General features: G+C 61.1%; 13 protein-coding genes. 6 read left to right on the top strand and 7 right to left on the bottom strand.

Going from position 1 to position 15,708, the window contains the following annotated elements; genetic code table 11:
- Nucleotides 1-87: 87 nt before the first annotated feature.
- From NUH87_RS23400 to ung, 3 genes are all read right to left on the bottom strand, one after another.
- Complete coding sequence (locus tag NUH87_RS23400) at nt 88-2,025, bottom strand: hypothetical protein (RefSeq protein ID WP_338522863.1); 1,938 nt, start codon at nt 2,023-2,025, stop codon at nt 88-90.
- Between the two features lie 354 nt (nt 2,026-2,379).
- Entirely contained in the window at nt 2,380-4,356 is a 1,977-nt protein-coding gene (locus NUH87_RS23395; RefSeq protein ID WP_338522862.1) for a hypothetical protein, read from the bottom strand.
- 166 nt (nt 4,357-4,522) lie between these two features.
- Complete coding sequence (gene ung / locus NUH87_RS23390) at nt 4,523-5,215, bottom strand: uracil-DNA glycosylase (RefSeq protein ID WP_338522861.1); 693 nt, start codon at nt 5,213-5,215, stop codon at nt 4,523-4,525.
- A gap of 130 nt (nt 5,216-5,345) precedes the next feature.
- Here ung and NUH87_RS23385 point away from each other — a divergent pair, with 130 nt between their 5' ends.
- A complete protein-coding gene (locus NUH87_RS23385; protein ID WP_338522860.1) occupies nt 5,346-6,458 on the top strand; it encodes an enoyl-CoA hydratase/isomerase family protein in 1,113 nt (370 codons plus the stop codon).
- Nucleotides 6,459-6,479: 21 nt separating this feature from the next.
- Here NUH87_RS23385 and NUH87_RS23380 read toward each other — a convergent pair whose 3' ends face one another.
- The 4 genes from NUH87_RS23380 to NUH87_RS23365 form a co-directional block, all read right to left on the bottom strand.
- Entirely contained in the window at nt 6,480-6,788 is a 309-nt protein-coding gene (locus NUH87_RS23380) for a hypothetical protein (protein ID WP_338522859.1), read from the bottom strand.
- A gap of 286 nt (nt 6,789-7,074) precedes the next feature.
- On the bottom strand, nt 7,075-7,917 hold the full coding sequence (locus tag NUH87_RS23375) for an ATPase (protein WP_338522858.1): 843 nt from the start codon (nt 7,915-7,917) through the stop codon (nt 7,075-7,077).
- A gap of 114 nt (nt 7,918-8,031) precedes the next feature.
- Nucleotides 8,032-9,030 carry an NAD-dependent epimerase/dehydratase family protein gene (locus tag NUH87_RS23370; protein WP_338522857.1) on the bottom strand — a complete coding sequence of 333 codons (999 nt, stop codon included), beginning with the start codon at nt 9,028-9,030 and terminating at the stop codon, nt 8,032-8,034.
- A gap of 52 nt (nt 9,031-9,082) precedes the next feature.
- A complete protein-coding gene (locus NUH87_RS23365) occupies nt 9,083-9,976 on the bottom strand; it encodes a LysR family transcriptional regulator ArgP (RefSeq protein WP_040070313.1) in 894 nt (297 codons plus the stop codon).
- A 95-nt stretch (nt 9,977-10,071) separates the two neighbouring features.
- On the opposite strand from NUH87_RS23365, the gene NUH87_RS23360 reads away from it, so the two are divergent.
- The 5 genes from NUH87_RS23360 (at nt 10,072) to NUH87_RS23340 (ending at nt 15,705) form a co-directional block, all read left to right on the top strand.
- Nucleotides 10,072-10,473 (top strand): ACT domain-containing protein, encoded by a 402-nt coding sequence (locus NUH87_RS23360; RefSeq protein ID WP_040070377.1) that lies wholly within the window; start codon nt 10,072-10,074, stop codon nt 10,471-10,473.
- Nucleotides 10,474-10,478: 5 nt separating this feature from the next.
- Nucleotides 10,479-11,081 carry a LysE/ArgO family amino acid transporter gene (locus NUH87_RS23355; RefSeq protein ID WP_338522856.1) on the top strand — a complete coding sequence of 201 codons (603 nt, stop codon included), beginning with the start codon at nt 10,479-10,481 and terminating at the stop codon, nt 11,079-11,081.
- Between the two features lie 178 nt (nt 11,082-11,259).
- Nucleotides 11,260-11,856 carry a superoxide dismutase gene (locus NUH87_RS23350; protein ID WP_040070315.1) on the top strand — a complete coding sequence of 199 codons (597 nt, stop codon included), beginning with the start codon at nt 11,260-11,262 and terminating at the stop codon, nt 11,854-11,856.
- A gap of 287 nt (nt 11,857-12,143) precedes the next feature.
- Complete coding sequence (locus tag NUH87_RS23345) at nt 12,144-14,195, top strand: putative bifunctional diguanylate cyclase/phosphodiesterase (protein ID WP_338522855.1); 2,052 nt, start codon at nt 12,144-12,146, stop codon at nt 14,193-14,195.
- Between the two features lie 172 nt (nt 14,196-14,367).
- Nucleotides 14,368-15,705 carry an imelysin family protein gene (locus NUH87_RS23340; protein ID WP_338522854.1) on the top strand — a complete coding sequence of 446 codons (1,338 nt, stop codon included), beginning with the start codon at nt 14,368-14,370 and terminating at the stop codon, nt 15,703-15,705.
- Nucleotides 15,706-15,708 lie beyond the last annotated feature (3 nt).

Genomic DNA, 15,708 nt, shown 5'->3' with positions numbered 1-15,708 from the left:
GAAGTAATTTCCTCAATATCTGTCCAGATACGAAAAAGGGAGCACGAGGTTGAATCCCCTTGCTCCCAGGTCAAACAGGCTCTTCGTTCAGTCATCCAGGGTTATACGACAACCATTACCATCCAGTTCCTGTTGAAGCAGGTAGCACTCGCTATAATCGGAACTGCCACCGCCGAAGCCATCAGCCTTGATCAATCGATACAGAACCTTGATTCTCGACTCGAACCCACCCAGTTCCACATACGGTGAATAGGGTACGGTCAGCAACTCTCCCGGATGACCGGCATCACTGTGGTCCTGGGTGATCTTGATAGGGAAATTTCCTGCCGCGGCACCAATCTCGGTATCACCCTCAAAGCCCTGGAGCAACGTCCATTCGACGACAATCTGATCACCGGCCTTTATATGGGTCCTGTCCAATATGCGAATCGGAACTCCATTATAAGGCTGGTGCGTGCAATTTATGAGAAACACACCTGGCGTCAACTCCACAGTACGCATGAACGTTATTTTTTCGAGATCACCGATCTCGAATATATTGACTCTCACCGTTGTTCTGGGCGACTCGATCTCATTGTCGTTGACGTTGTTATTCAGTGTGTAATAAACCTCATGTGCGCCATTCTTTACGGTATCGATCACACTCCAGGGAACGATCAGCTCGAAATGCCCCCGGGCCAGATCCGCATCGTCGACAGAATGAGGAGGAGAGAAAACGGCTTCTGTCCCCCAATACAACTGAACCTGATGGCCCAGCGCAACGTCATCATATAGATCGAAGGTAACGGTCGCCGGCTCGTTGATATCATCCGGCCCCAGTTCGTTTTCCTCCCCCTCGGAAGATGTCACCAGGGGTGGATCGAGATCCGGGTTGATCGGCCCCGGACCTATCGGGTCCTCGCCGCCGCCGGCCACCGACAGGTCCACATCAACGGAAATGGGCGGAGTGTAGTCATAATGATCGCCACCACGGACAATCCTGTAAGTGACAGAGGCCACATACGGCGCGGTCACGCCACCCGCCTTGAGCACTTCCCAGGGCACATCCACCGATACCGGAAATGACAACCGATCAAGGGGTTTGACTAACGAGTGTCCGTTGAAATCAACGATGATCGTGTCGAAAAGCGCAGCGTTATCGTAACGGTCAATCTCGACCGTTACCCCTATCTGTGCGTCCTTCAGGTCGATGGGCGCCAGCGGTACACGAGGCGGCTGTAGATCGGATGGCACAGGATCAATGACAACCCTCAAAGGGCGGGGTCTGGAAGGTTTGCTGTCGTTACCCGCCCGGTCCCACAATTTGTAGGTCAGGTATTTTTCACCATCCTGCTTGGCAACGATGGCGGCGGCCGGGATGGCAAAGGTGAAAGGAGCTCCATCGCCCGGCAAGTCCACCGTTGCAATCGGCTGCGTATCGAAAAAGCTCCAGAAGAACTGGCACCAGTCGCCGGGGTGGGGATCCGAGTAGGGAGGAATGGTGACTTCAAGTTCACCATGGGTATCCAGGTAATCCCCGGTGAGCAGATCGCCAACCTCCGCCGGCAACTCCACGGAATCGGGTTCGCTCAGGGTATTGGGGTCATACAGGTCCACGGTAAAGTTGACAGGTTGTGCGGTCCCGAATTGTCCGGTTGCGGTCTGAACTTCGTAGTGCAGTTTCTTAAGGCCATCCGCCCCCAGTTGGCTTTTCGGGATGCTCAGCTCCAGCGGGAATTTGCCGGCCAGCGGCCTGTCGATCGTGATGATCGGGTCCAGCGTCACGTTGTTAAGCTTGATGGTCAAGCGGTCCACTCCGGGAAGGGGATTGGTTATCCACTGCGGAATCTCATACAGCAACCCATTGGTCTGCAACTCTTCCCGACTTATAAGCCCCGGCTGGCCGCCCGGAATATCGTCCATCAAATTGGTCGGGACTACCGGGGCGATCTCCACTTCTTCACGGGTGCTGGCCCCCGTGTTTCGCGCGGTCAGGTATTGCGCCCGTTGGCGCTCTGCTTCGAAATGTTGTTTGGTGGTGCGCATGTTGATGAACTCCATCGCGGTAACGGAACACTCACCCACCCAGGCAGGTGAACATGTTTTGCGGCCTTCACCACCGGCGGCCCGGAAAGGGCCAACCGCCGTACGTCGATCAAGGTGAACTCATTAGATTGGAAACCTGGACATTGCGCATCCTGTCAGTTTTGACAGGTGCCAGAACCGGACAATTGTGCTTCCATGAAAAACTCCGAAAAAGAAGTCTTTTAGAAACACACCACGCTCAGGAGGCTGTCGACTATTTCAAAACAAACTAATAGCGCCCTCCCTGGCGTTGAGAAACGAAAGGGCATTGCGCCCTCTCGTCTACTCCGTTTCCTGGCAGTCAAAGTACCTTCGCTAGTCCCCCAGGCACCTGTCCCCTGTTGATCTGATCAATGAGACCGCCACCATTTTTTTCTCCGATTCGCCATGGCTGCCGTCCGCCTTGCTCAAGGTGTAATGGACAACCGCCGAACCATTTCGAGGAGTAACCAGCCCGGGAAGAGTAATCAACGGGTTGAAAGGCAGGACAGTGATATCGACACCATTGCGGGCTTCGTCCTCACTCAATAAGTGGGGAAACTCTTCTTCCGAACCTGGGATCGGGGCTCCCGAGCCATTGGTACTGCTGTAGCCTTTCCAGAACAACGTGACGGTGTCGTTTTCGACAAAGCGAGGATCGCTGGGGATATGTACCCGAATCCCCTCCCAAGGAGGCGGCAGTGTGTGGCAATTGATGGTGCCCTGGACAGCATCGATAAACTTCGGCGCCACCAGGTCTTCGATCCGGGTAATGGCAACCCTTACCAGCGTATCGCGTGAGCGTTGTCGATTGACTCCATTGTCGGTCCAGTAATAGACCGGCAGGCTGGGATGGCTTCCAACATCCTCGACAATTGACCAGGGCACATAGAGCTCAAGCAATTGTCCGGCGACATCTCCGGCCTTGACCGTATAGGTATCGGCCAGAACCGAATCGCTCCCCCACATCAACTCAAGGGTTTCTCCTACCTTGGGATCATCGAACAGAAGCACTTCTACCCTCAGGGGTCGATTGCTATCAGCCGAGGTGACAACATCGTCTCCAGTCACGCCTTTGACCGTGACCGGGTCGAGAAACCGATTGATCGGATCAGGACCTTCCGGGTTCGGACCCGCGACCGTCAGATCGACAATAAAGAATGAGGAAGGTGAATCCTCAGCGGGCAAGGAGCCCCTCTGGTATTTGTAATAGATTCTCGTCGGCGTGGGTGCCGCGAATCCTCCCGAGGACAGGATCTGCCAACTGACGTCACGGGGAATCGGCCAGAGCTCGACATCCTCCAGCGAGAAAGAAGGCATTGCATGGGTGTTCCAGTAGGGCATGACTCGGTCGCCCCCCAGCGCACCCTCGATGAAGGGTATGTTCATCACAACCATGGAGCGAACATCCTCCAGGTCGATCAGGCCATCGCTCGCCAGGGGCACCCAAGGCGGATCCAGATCCCCCGGCATCGGTGTCGTCAGGACCTCAACCACTTTCGGCGCGGAGAACGCCCCCAGATTGCCGGCGCGGTCTTTCAGGCGATAACTGGCATAACGCAGGCCGGGGCCGCTCGCACGGATGACCCCCTCAGGAATCGTGTATTCGACGGGCTGACCCTGGGCGTGGTCGAACGTGATCGACAAGGTGCCTGCTTCATCCGCATCGGCGTTCAGTAGCCGAGGCGTTTTCGACCAGTAGTAAATCACCTGGTCCTCCATGAACAAATCAGGCCATCGATCGACTGTGGTAGGCGCCCCCTCATAGGTACTGAGGTAATCGTCGGTGAGCCCATTACTCTCCACTTCATCCTCGAAATTCAGCGGTGGTCCGGAATTGCCTTGATTCGGTGCGGTTTGATCGACATTGATAAAGGTTGGATCAGAAATATCCATGCCAATCGCAGGGCTGGTCACCCTGTAACGGATGACCCGAAAGCCGGGATTAGTCATGTAGAGGGCGGGGATGGTGCGGGTGTAGGGAAACAGCTGGTCCGGGTCGTAAGGCCCTTGAATGTAGTAAGTGGCTGCCGTCTCGCTACCCCATAACAACTCCACCGTGGTCGTGACGGGCAGGCCCGCCTGATGGCCAGGCCAGACTTTCTCAATCGTCACCTCCAAGTCCTCAAGCTGAACATTCAGAGGGATCGTCAGTGCGGTTTCATCAAACAGCAGGGGTAGAGCAGCGGGTATGAGCGGTTTGTCCAACTCGAGGATTTCAGGATCGGGTTTCCTGGCCATCGGAATATCCTGAGGCGGGTCGGTAATGGATAACCTGGACTTTCCTTTGGGTTCAGCTTTGGCCCTAGGCATCTGTCTTCTCCTTGCGAAATGATCAACGAAGCGGCCGTTGACCACCCGGTAGACACATGACCAACCGACAAGGCCGTGGAGAACATTTAATGCGCAAAGGCCCCGGGGCGGATACTGTCAGAAATGACAGGTCGCGGGGCCTTACGTCTGAAAAGCAAGGTGGAGATCAGAGCGGCGGCAGCGCCCACTCGATCGGCGCCAGGCCGTTCTGCTCGAGGAACTTGTTGGCCCGGCTGAAATGCCCGCAGCCGATAAAACCGCGATAGGCCGACAATGGCGACGGATGCACCGACTTGAGCACCAGGTGCTTGGTCGCATCGATCAGCTTCTGCTTGCCCTGGGCATGGGCGCCCCACAACAGGAACACCAGTTTGTCCTGGCGCTCGCTGACCACCTCGATGATCCGGTCGGTAAACAACTGCCAGCCACGATTGGCATGTGACGCGGCATTGCCGCGCTCCACGGTCATGGTGGTGTTGAGCAGCAACACCCCCTGCTCGGCCCAGCTTTGCAGGTAGCCGTGGTTGGGGATGTCGATGTTCAGGTCGCGCTGCAGCTCTTTATAGATATTGACCAGCGACGGTGGCGCCGGGACACCCGGTTGCACCGAAAAGCACAGGCCGTGGGCTTGGCCGGGACCGTGGTAGGGGTCCTGGCCGATGATCACCACTTTCACCTTGTCCAGCGGCGTGCTGTTCATGGCATTGAAGATCAGCGGGCCCGGCGGGTAGATCTCCTTGCCGGCGGCATACTCCTGGCGCAGGAATTCTCGCAACTCGCTCATGTAGGGCTTGTCGAACTCCTCACGCAGGGCCTGCTTCCAGCTGGGCTCGAGTTTGATGCGGTCGTCGTCGGTCATTATCGTGTCCGGAAATAACAATGGGGCGGACACTAGGAAAGCCCATCACGCTTGTCAATTGATCCGACACAGAACCGGCACTTTCCCACACAAGGATCATACTGTGTATTCAACGAGCAGCGAGGTCACGATGAACCTGCATTTCGAAGAACTCACCGGTATCGACGGCGCCTGCCTGGGCATCGCCACACTGGACTCAGAACACACCCTCAATGCGCTTTCACTGCCGATGATCCAGGACCTGGACGAACGCCTGGAGACCTGGGCGCGGGATCCGAACATTGTCTGTGTGCTGCTGCGCGGCAACGGCACCAGGGCCTTCTGCGCCGGGGGCGAGGTGCGCAGCCTGGCGCAGGCGTGCCAGGCGCATCCCGGGGCGGTGCCGCCGCTGGCCAGCGTGTTCTTTGCCTCGGAATATCGACTCGACTATCGCCTGCATACCTATCCCAAACCCGTGCTGTGCTGGGCCCATGGTTATGTCCTCGGCGGCGGCATGGGCCTGCTGCAAGGCGCGCGCATCCGTATCGTCACCCCGAGCAGCCGCCTGGCGATGCCCGAGATCGGCATCGGCTTGTACCCGGATGTCGGCGCCAGTTGGTTTCTGTCGCGCCTGCCGGGCAAGCTGGGGCTGTTCCTCGGCCTCACCGGCGCGCAGATGAACGGTCGCGACGCCATCGACCTGGGACTGGCCGACCGGCTACTGGCCGACGACCAGCAGGAAGAACTGATCGAAGGGCTGTTGCGGCTCAATTGGCAGGAACAGACGGCGATACAACTCAACAGCCTGCTCAAGGCACTGGAACATCAGGCCCGGGAGCAACAGCCCGCGGCCCAGTGGCTGCCGCTGCGCGAACGCATCGATGCGCTGCTGGATGTCGGCGATGTGCGCTGTGCCTGGAAGGCCATTGCGCAGCTGGTCGAAGACGCCGACAAACGCCTGGGCCGGGCAGCCAGGCAGCTCAAGGAAGGCTGCCCGCTGACCGCGCACCTGGTGTGGGAACAGATCGCTCGCGCCCGACACCTGTCCCTGGCGCAGGTGTTCCAGATGGAATACACCCTGAGCCTCAACTGCTGCCGTCACCCGGAATTCAGTGAAGGCGTGCGGGCACGACTGATCGACAAGGACGGCGAACCGCGCTGGCATTGGCCGGATATCGGTGCCGTGCCGGAAGCGGTGGTCGAGGCGCATTTCCACAAGGCCTGGGAGGGACGCCATCCGCTGGCGGACTTGTCAGACTATTGAGCAGCGCCTCGAGTTGTCCCGCTAGTCCTCCCGACCGCCATGATCATGACCGCGGCCGTGGCGACCGTGACCGTCATCGTCGTCACCGCGCCACCGATGCTCATGCCGCTCCCAACCCCGGTGCGGATAAGGGCGGTAGGCCGGCGCGTAATAGCGTGGTCCGGGCACATAGTAGTCGCGGCGGTAGTAGGAACCACCGCCGTAGTAATAGGCCGGTGCCGGTGCGGTGTAGACATCGGAACGGTAGTAGGTAGGCCCTTCATCGTAGTAGGGCACGCACGCGGACAGCGCCAGGGACAGGCTTGCAGCGAGAAGGATTCGAGGGTGCATGGCGGCCTCCCGGACCGCGAAAAGGCATCGGACAGCGACGCTGACCGACGTAGGCGGACCAATCGCCCGCCTACACCTGATCAGACCGCAAAACCCTCGACGAGTGCCCTGACGGCAAAAAATTCCTGTCGCTGTCGACAGGAAAAACACCGCAGACCTGTAGGAGCTTGCCCGGGAAGAGGCCATAGAACCTGTGGGAGCGGAGCTTGCCCGCGAAGAGGCCAGTGAGGCCGACAAAAGCTTCGCGGGCAAGCTCCGCTCCCACACAAGCCGACTTACGCAGTGATCAAGGCCGTGCGCTGATCTGATCCTGCAGGTTCTGGATCTGGCTCTGCAGGGTGTTGATATTGCGCGTGACCTGCCCACGGAAAGCATCGAACTCCGCCGTGTTGGCGCCAGCCTGTCCGCCCGCGGCCTGCCGGTTGTCCTGCTGGCTCTTGAGCACGATCAGTTCCTGCTCGATGCGCTCGAGCGCCGCGCTGGAACTACCCTGTTTTTTCAAGGCGGCAATCTCGGCGGCATTGCTCTTCAATTGCGCGTCGATCTTGCCGGCGTCGCCATCAGCGCCTTTCAGGCTGGCCAGCTCCGCCGCCAGGCTTTTGACCTGCGCCTGCAACTGGGTGTTGGCGGTCTGCTGCTCCGCCGTCTGCGCACTCATCTGCTGCAGCCGTTGCTCCAGGCCCGTCGCCTGCCCGGCAACGCCCTGCTGCTGGCGGCCCTGCTCGAGCAACTTGCCTTCGAGCTGGCGGATCTGCAACTTCAGCGCTTCGCTGTCGCTGTTGACGCTCGACTCGCTGGCGACCACCTTCCCGGAAATCGCCTGCAAGCGCCCCGCCGCTTCCTCGCTGATGCGCGCGAAGCTTTCCTGGGTCGCCACCAGTTGCTGCTCCATCAGGGAAATCTGCTGGAAACTCCACCAGGCAAGACCGGCGAAGGCAATGAACAAGGCCCCGACCAACGCCCACAATGGCCCGGTGCTCGGCACCTTGACCTTGAGCCGTGGCGTGGCGGCAACCTGGTTACGGCTGCGCTCGTGCGCGGGCGCGGCGCCCACATGATCGTCATGGTCGTCCACGTCGGCACGCAGGCTGGGCACATCATCGAAATCGTCGTTGGCATCGTTACGCATGAAGGAACCTTTCTGAACCGCGGTGATAGCGAAATACGGCGAGTATAACCCCCTGACTCGCCACTCTGATCGACCCTGAACCCGGAACCGGGTTCAGTCGTGGTAACCGAATATTCAACCCGCCGCCGGCTCCTGGGCTTTCCACCAGGCACAGAACTCGTCGAGGGCCGCCCACAGGCTGACCTTGGGGTCGTAACCCAGATAATGCCGTGCCCGGCTGATGTCCAGGGTGAAATCCTTGTTCATCACCTGCATGCCCAGACGCGACAGGGTCGGCTCCGGGCGCCCCGGCCAGAGGGCGCAGGCACTTTCGTTCAAGGCGGCGATGCTATAAGCCAGGCCGTAGGAACGGTAGCGGGTCACTTGTGGCACCTGCATCTGGCGCATCACGTAGTTCACCACATCCCACAACGGAATGGGGCTGCCGTTGCTGATATTGTAGGCCTTGCCCAGGGCCGGCTCGCCGACCTGCAGGCTGCTCAGCAAGGCATCATTGAGGTTGTGCACGCTGGTGAAATCGACTTTGTTCAGGCCGTTGCCGACAATCGACAGGCGCCCCTTGCGCTGCATCTTCAGCAACCGCGGGAAGATGCTCATGTCGCCGGCGCCGGTGACGAAGCGCGGGCGTAGCGCCAGCACTTCAAGCCCGAACTCCTGGGCCCCGAAGACCTTCTGTTCGGCCAGGTACTTGGTGGCCGCATAAGGGTGCTTGAAACGCTTGGGCACCTGCTCCTCGGTCAGCCCCAGGTGCGAGCGACCGTCGAAGTAGATCGATGGCGACGACAGGTGCACCAGGCGCCGGACCTGCTGCTTGAGGCAGGCCTCGACCACATTCTCGGTGACCAGCACATTGCCCTGGTGGAAATCCTGATAGCGTCCCCACAAACCCACCGCGCCGGCACAGTGCACCACGGCCTCGACATCGCGGCACAGCTCGCGCACCAACTGCGGGTCCGTCAGGTCGCCCTGGACGAACTCGGCGCCACGCCGTACCAGATGTTCGACGCTCTCGGCCCGGCGTCCATTGACCCGCACCTCATGGCCCTGCTCCAGGGCGCAACGCGCAAAGCGCCCGCCAATGAAGCCGCTTGCGCCGGTGACCAGAATTTTCATCGTTTGCTCCACATACCTTGATTCGTCCTGCCTGCTACTTGAACGCCGCCCATCATGCCAAAGGCACCAACCACCGCGCCGCCGAACGCGCCAGATGCTCGGTCAACTGCCCGAGCAATTGCCCGCCGTTGCGCCAATGATGCCAGTACAACGGCACATCGATGGTTTTATCCGCGATCAATTCCACCAACGTGCCCCGGGCCAGCTGCTCACGCACCTGCAACTCGGGCACCAGCCCCCAGCCCAGGCCGGCCTCGGTCAGGCGTATGAAGCCTTCCGACGATGGGCACAAATGATGTTCGAAACCACCCTCCACGCCCAGTGCCGCAAGGTAACGGTGTTGCAGGAAGTCGTCCGGGCCGAACACCAGCGCCGGCGTCCGGGCCAGCGTCTGCGCGTCGATCCCCCGGGGAAAGTGCCGGGCGATAAACGCCGGGCTGGCCAACGCCCGATAGCGCATGGCCCCCAGCAGGATACTGCGCGCGCCAGCCACCGGGCGCTCGCTGGCACACACACAAGCGGCGACCTCACCGGCGCGCATGCGCTTGAGGCCCACGGTCTGGTCCTCCACCACCAGGTCCAGCAGCACGTGCTGGCGGGCACAGAAATCCCCCACCGCCTCGCCCCACCAGGTCGCCAGGCTGTCAGCATTGAGGGCGACGCGCAGGCGCTCCGGCAGACCGTCCTCATCCAGTGCCGGTACCTGGCTCTGCAGGTCGCGCTCGAGCAAACGCACCTGCTGCACATGGTTGAGCAGGCGCCGGCCGATCTCGGTCGGACTCGGCGGCGTGGCCCGCACCAGCACCGGCTGGCCGACGCGGGCTTCGAGCAACTTGATCCGCTGGGAAATCGCCGATTGCGACAACCCCAGCACCTGGGCCGCCCGCTCGAAGCCGGCCTGCTCGACCACGGCCGCCAGCGCGGAGAGCAATTTGTAGTCGAACATCAGTTTTCCTAATGGGCGATCAGCACTATTGGTTTTTCTTATACAGCATCACCCCGCAAAATGCCCCCATTCACTGCTTATCCGAGGACACCGACATGGCCGGCGAAACTTCCCTGAGCGTGCTGCTGCGCAGCATGAGTCCCGAGCTCAACGAGGGCGACTACGTCTTCTGCTCCCTGACCGACGCGAACCTGCTCAAGGGTCGCGAGCCCATCGGCAGCTTTCGCGAACGCGAAGGCCTGACCGTGATCCTGCGGCGCGAAGACGCCCAGGCCCTGGGCCTGCCGTTCGACTACCTGGCGGCCTGGATCACCCTCAACGTGCACTCGGCCCTGGAAGCGGTCGGCCTGACCGCCGCCTTCGCCGGCGCCCTGGGCAAGGCCGGCATCAGCTGCAATGTGATCGCCGGCTATTACCACGACCACCTGTTCGTCGGTCGCGACGACGCCGGGCGCGCCATGCACGTCCTGCGGCAACTGGCCGAACACGGGGAGTAGCCGGCATGTGGCAGAGCTATATGAACGGAATGCTGGTGGCCGCTGGATTGATCATGGCGATCGGCACCCAGAACGCCTTTGTCCTGGCCCAGAGCCTGCGCCGTGAACACCACCTGCCGGTGGCGGCCCTGTGCGTGCTGTGCGATGCAATCCTGGTGGCGGCGGGGGTTTTCGGCCTGGCCACCGTCCTGGCGCACAACCCGACGTTGCTGGCACTCGCCCGCTGGGGCGGCGCGGCCTTTCTGCTCTGGTATGGCAGCCTGGCGTTGCGCCGGGCCTGCTCGCGCCAGAGCCTGCAGCAAGGCGACGGCCAGACGGTGCGCTCCCTGCGCGCCGTGCTGCTCAGTGCCCTGGCGGTGACCCTGCTCAACCCCCACGTGTACCTCGACACCGTGCTGCTGATCGGCTCCCTCGGCGCCCAGCAGGCCGAGCCCGGCGCCTACGTGATGGGCGCGGCCAGCGCGTCCTTGCTCTGGTTCTTCAGCCTGGCCCTGGGCGCGGCGTGGCTGGCCCCCTGGCTGGCGCGCCCGGGCACCTGGCGCCTGCTCGACCTGCTGGTGGCGGTCATGATGTTCAGCGTCGCCGCCCAACTGATCGGTGCCGGCTGACTGACTCCAAAGGCTCTGGAGCCTCTATTCCACACAGTTGTTGCGTGGTTAAGCGGCCACCCCGGTGCTATGATCCGAGACTTGCGCCGCAAAGAGTACAAACTCCCCGGCGCACGTCTGTATGGCCGCCGTGATCGGCCTTGCGCTCACCGCAACTGACCTGATTAGGAGAATCACCATGGCTTTCGAATTGCCTCCGCTGCCTTATGCACATGACGCCCTGCAGCCGCACATCTCCAAGGAAACCCTGGAGTACCACCACGACAAGCACCACAACACCTACGTCGTGAACCTGAACAACCTGGTGCCAGGCACCGAGTTCGAAGGCAAGACCCTGGAAGAAATCGTCAAGTCTTCCTCCGGCGGCATCTTCAACAACGCCGCTCAGGTCTGGAACCACACCTTCTACTGGAACTGCCTGGCGCCAAACGCCGGCGGTCAACCGACCGGCAAGCTGGCTGAAGCCATCAACGCCGCATTCGGTTCCTTCGACAAGTTCAAGGAAGAGTTCACCAAGACTTCCGTCGGCACCTTCGGTTCCGGCTGGGGCTGGCTGGTGAAGAAAGCCGACGGCTCCCTGGCCCTGGCCAGCACCATCGGCGCCGGCAACCCGCTGACCAGCGGCGACACCCCGCTGCTGACCTGCGACGTCTGGGAACACGCCTACTACATCGACTACCGCAACCTGCGTCCGAAGTATGTCGAGGCGTTCTGGAACCTGGTGAACTGGAAATTCGTCGCCGAGCAGTTCGAAGGCAAAACCTTCACCGCTTGAGATTGAATCCGTTTCACAAAAAAACCCGGCCTTGCCGGGTTTTTTTATACCTCCCGCGCTGGCAGGAACTAACCTGAATAATCGGGGAAAATACCGCGCCGTCCCCTCAAGTAGAAGGCTTGGGCGACCGACACAGTATCAATGGCCAGGAACGGCCTGGGCATAGTCTATTCGGTCAAGCATGAGCAGCGGTTCTCGTCGCTCGCATTGTCCCTTTGACTGACCGGGCCGGATTGCCAATACTCATGGCAACTTGATGCCATCCGCACGGAACAAGGAATAGCCCTTTGAAGCTGGAATTCAAGAACAGCTTGTCGGTGAAGTTGCTCCGGGTCGTGCTGCTGTCGGCGCTGATCGTCGGCGTTGTACTGAGCTGTGCGCAGATTGTCTTTGATGCCTACAAGACTCGACAGGCGGTGGCCAGCGATGCCCAGCGCATTCTCGACATGTTCCGCGATCCCTCGACCCAGGCCGTCTACAGCCTCGACCGGGAGATGGGCATGCAAGTCATCGAGGGCCTGTTCCAGGACGACGCCGTGCGCCTGGCCTCCATCGGCCATCCCAACGAACCCATGCTCGCGGAAAAATCCCGCGATCTGCAAAAATCCGCCAGCCGTTGGCTGACCGATCCGATCCTCGGCCAGGAAAGCACCTTCAGCACGCAACTGGTCGGGCGCGGCCCCTACAGCGAGTATTACGGTGACCTGAGCATCACCCTCGACACCGCCACCTACGGCCAGGGCTTCCTGATCAACTCGGTGATCATCTTCATCTCCGGCGTGCTGCGGGCGCTGTTCCTGGGCATGGTGCTGTATCTGGTCTATCACTGGCTGCTGACCAAACCGCTGTCGCGGATCATCGAGCACCTGAGCAACGTCAACCCGGATCGCCCCAGCGAACACCAGTTGCCCCAGCTCAAGGGCCATGAAACGAACGAACTGGGCATCTGGGTCAACACCGCCAACCAGTTGCTGGCGTCCATCGAGCGTAATACCCACCTGCGTCACGAAGCGGAAAACAGCCTGCTGCGCATGGCCCAGTACGACTTCCTCACCGGCCTGCCCAATCGCCAGCAGTTGCAGCAGCAACTGGACAAGATCCTGGTGGACGCCGGTCGCCTGCAACGCCGGGTGGCGGTACTCTGCGTCGGCCTGGACGACTTCAAGGGCATCAACGAACAGTTCACCTACCAGGTCGGCGACCAGTTGCTGCTGGCCCTGGCCGACCGCCTGCGTGCCCACAGCGGACGTCTCGGTGCCCTGGCCCGCCTGGGCGGCGATCAGTTCGCCCTGGTCCAGGCCGATATCGAACAACCCTATGAGGCGGCCGAGCTGGCACAGAGCATCCTCGACGACCTGGAAGCGGCGTTTGCCCTCGATCACCAGGAGATCCGCCTGCGCGCCACCATCGGCATTACCCTGTTCCCGGAAGACGGCGACAGCACCGAAAAGCTGCTGCAGAAAGCCGAACAGACCATGACCCTGGCCAAGACCCGTTCGCGCAACCGCTACCAGTTCTATATCGCCAGCGTCGACAGTGAAATGCGCCGTCGTCGCGAACTGGAAAAAGACCTGCGCGAGGCCCTCAACCGCAATCAGTTCTACCTGGTCTACCAGCCGCAGATCAGCTACCGCGACCATCGGGTGGTGGGCGTCGAGGCGCTGATCCGCTGGCAGCACCCGGAACACGGCCTGGTGCCGCCGGACCTGTTCATTCCCCTGGCCGAGCAGAACGGCACCATCATCGCCATCGGCGAGTGGGTGCTGGACCACGCCTGCCGCCAGTTGCGCGAATGGCACGACCAGGGCTTCAGCGACCTGCGCATGGCGGTCAACCTGTCCACGGTGCAGTTGCACCACGCCGAGCTGCCGCGGGTGGTCAACAACCTTTTGCAGATGTACCGCCTGCCGCCGCGCAGCCTGGAGCTGGAAGTCACCGAGACCGGCCTGATGGAAGACATCAGCACCGCCGCCCAGCACTTGTTGAGCCTGCGCCGCTCCGGAGCGCTGATCGCCATCGACGACTTCGGCACCGGCTACTCGTCGCTGAGCTATCTCAAGAGCCTGCCGCTGGACAAGATCAAGATCGACAAGAGCTTCGTCCAGGACCTGCTCGACGACGACGACGATGCGACCATCGTGCGGGCGATCATCCAGCTGGGCAAGAGCCTGGGCATGCAGGTGATCGCCGAAGGCGTGGAAACCCTCGAGCAGGAGGCCTACATCATTTCCGAGGGCTGCCACGAAGGCCAGGGCTACCACTACAGCAAACCGTTGTCGGCCCGGGAGTTGGGGATGTATCTCAAGCAGGCACAGCGCAGCAATGCAGCGATCTTGTAAGGCCCGGCGCCAACAAGCTCGCCCCTATAAGATCCGGTGGGATCAAGCCTTGTTTTAATACCAAATATTTCAGGCGCTAAGCTCTTTACACCGAATGCAAATCCTTCGCATTATGTGCCGGTTTTGTGGGGCCCCGTGCCCCCATCCCCTCTCTCGAAGCAGGATGTTCGTCATGATTCGCAAGCCTCTGGCCACCGCCAGTCTGTTGGCTATCGCCATCGCCCTCGCCGGTTGTGGCGACAAGGACAAGGAAAAATCCGTAGCGGCCGCCCAGGCCCCTGCCGCGGCCCAGGCGTCCGCGGGCGATGCCACGGCGAAAATCGATGAAGCCGCCGCCAAGGCCGTGGTCGCCCACTACACCGAGATCGTCTTCGCCGTGTTCAGCGACGCCGAATCCACCGCGAAGAACCTGCAGGCCGCTGTCGACGCCTTCCTCGCCAAGCCGAACGAAGAGACCCTCAAGGCCGCCCGCGTAGCCTGGATCGCCGCGCGCGTGCCATACCTGCAAAGCGAAGTCTTCCGCTTCGGCAATACCATCATCGACGACTGGGAAGGCCAGGTGAACGCCTGGCCGCTGGATGAAGGCCTGATCGACTACGTCGACGCCTCCTACGAGCACGCCCTGGGCAATCCGGCCGCGACCGCCAATATCATCGCCAACCCGCAGATCCAGGTCGGCGAAGACAAGGTCGATGTCAGCGAGATCACCCCGGAAAAACTCGCCAGCCTGAACGAGCTGGGCGGTTCCGAAGCCAACGTCGCCACCGGCTACCACGCCATCGAATTCCTGCTCTGGGGCCAGGACCTGAACGGCACCGGCCCTGGCGCCGGCAACCGTCCGGCCTCGGACTACCTGGAAGGTCCTGGCGCCACTGGCGGTCACAACGATCGTCGGCGTGCCTACCTCAAGGCCGTGACCCAACTGCTGGTCAACGACCTGGAGGAAATGGTCGGCAACTGGAAGCCGGATGTGGCCGACAACTATCGCGCCAGCCTGGAAGCCGAACCGGCTGAAAGTGGCCTGCGCAAAATGCTCTTCGGCATGGGTAGCCTGTCCCTCGGCGAACTGGCGGGCGAGCGGATGAAGGTTTCGCTGGAGGCCAACTCGCCGGAAGACGAGCAGGACTGCTTCAGCGACAACACCCACAACTCGCACTTCTACGATGCCAAGGGTATTCGCAACGTCTACCTGGGCGAATACACCCGTGTCGACGGCACCCGGATGACCGGCCCGAGCCTGTCTTCCCTGGTGGCCAAGGTTGACCCGGCGGCCGACGCGGCGCTGAAGAACGACTTGCAAGCCACCGAAGCCAAGATCCAGATCATGGTCGACCATGCCAACAAGGGCGAGCATTACGACCAGTTGATCGCGGCCGGCAACGAAACCGGTAACAAGATCGTGCGTGACGCCATCTCGGCGCTGGTCAAGCAGACCGGTTCCATCGAGCAGGCGGCGGCCAAGCTGGGCATCAGCGACCTGAACCCGGATAACGCCGATCACGATTTCTGATCG

The sequence above is a fragment of the Pseudomonas batumici genome (assembly GCF_036585405.1).
Classification (GTDB): Bacteria; Pseudomonadota; Gammaproteobacteria; order Pseudomonadales; family Pseudomonadaceae; genus Aquipseudomonas; species Aquipseudomonas batumici.
Note: the sequence above shows the minus strand (reverse complement) of the source record. Positions and strands in the feature narration are given on the sequence as shown.